The sequence below is a fragment of the Paenibacillus sp. J22P165 genome (assembly GCF_059692015.1).
Map to the genome: position 1 here is coordinate 1 of NZ_JCAUAP010000040.1, position 1,590 is coordinate 1,590.

Below are 1,590 nucleotides of genomic sequence, written 5' to 3' on the forward strand. Positions count from 1 at the left end.
CTATTCCAGCTAATAGCTTGTCAATATTTAATTATTAATAGTAGGTTCATGAGGTGGTATACTAAAAAAAGTGCATGAGAAAGAACCGTCCTATTAAGCACGGAAGTAAATTCCATATATTTCTATTTCTTGTTGCTCACTCTAAGCGGAATGCTTCTTTAGTAGTTAAGATGGCAAAAATCCAGTGGATGAGTTTATTTACACATGCAATTACTGCTACTTTGAATAGCTTTCCTTCAGCACGTTTCTTATCATAATAAGCCCTTAATTTCTTATTTCTATTACTGCGAATACCGCATCGTACAGCTTGATACAAGGCAGTACGGAGCCTCCTGGAGCCGTGCTTAGTGATTTTATTGTGGGTAGCTACAAACTTACCTGAAGAAAAAACACTTGGATCAACACCAGCAAAGGCCACCAGTTTCTTTGCATGATCAAACCGTTCGATCTCACCAATTTCAGCTAAAATTGTTGCAGCAATCTTAGTGCCAATTCCGGGTATCGATTGGATTAAATCATATTCAAGTAGCTCTTCAGCCAGGCCATCTACCGATTTATTGAGGGTTGATAGATGATCCTGGTATTGAAGAAGCAATTTGATGAGCAGCTGCATGGAGATTAAATGGCTTGAAAAAGCCGTCTCCCTAAAGGGATTTCGCTTTGCTGCTGCTACTAAGATTTGAGCACGTTCCAAGCACCATGAGACGGATTTGCCGCGTCCAGTATGACTTTGAATTGCAGTAGTAATCTCCGACTCGGACATTTCTAGGACTTCTTTTGATGTTGGGTGTAAAGCCAAAAATCGAAGGGACACCTTTGAATAAAGATCACCAAACACGCCATGATATTCAGGAAAAACTTGATCAAGAATAGCCTGGAACTGTAGTTTTACTTGGACATACATACCTGTTAAAGCTTCATATTGGCGTGTTAGAAAGCGTAAATTCATGAGATGCTGCCCCCGCTTTTTGTAGGGTTCAAACTCTTCTTTATAGAACAGTGTCCCTAATAAATGGGCATCTGCGGCATCCGTCTTTAACCGTCGCAAATTGGTTTTCTTAGCGTTATGTGAGATTAAAGGATTAATGACGATGTTCAAATACTGGTGCTCATCCAGAAACTGAACAACGGGGCTTTGATAATGACCAGTTGCTTCCATAACAATAGTAGGACGAATCCCTGCTACCGATTCAACACTTCTAATATAACTTAGAAAAGACGCTAGACCTTCTAGATCATGATTAAACCTAAAGATCTTCCCATGAGGTACTCCACGGTCTAAAAAAGCTTGTGCATGGCTCTCTCCCTTTGAAACATCCACACCAATGACTGGATTCATGACATCACTCCTGTAATATTTTCACCGGTAACCCCTAACCTTCTTGTCTTCCACACTATCGCATGTGATACGGGATTCATTTCCCAACCAGCCTAACCATGGTTGAACAAGTAGGGGGGATGAACTGAATAGCTCTCGGAATCCAAGTCCCACGGGCAGAAACGTTCGATCCCCGGCTACCGCTATAATAAGACCATACAAAAATGAGGTCTACCAGAAAGATCTGGTGACCTCATAATACGAACGGGCAG

1 protein-coding gene is annotated in these 1,590 nt (G+C 41.3%); it reads right to left on the minus strand.

What is annotated here, in order from left to right; genetic code table 11:
- Positions 1-136: 136 nt before the first annotated feature.
- Positions 137-1,339 carry an IS110 family RNA-guided transposase gene (locus tag AC58QM_RS35840; RefSeq protein ID WP_497289422.1) on the minus strand — a complete coding sequence of 401 codons (1,203 nt, stop codon included), beginning with the start codon at positions 1,337-1,339 and terminating at the stop codon, positions 137-139.
- Between the last annotated feature and the right edge of the window lie 251 nt (positions 1,340-1,590).

What these genes read in the sequence shown, in the direction of transcription:
- AC58QM_RS35840 (WP_497289422.1), bottom strand. Translation starts at nt 1,339, where the DNA reads ATGAATCCAGTCATTGGTGTGGATGTTTCAAAGGGAGAGAGCCATGCA.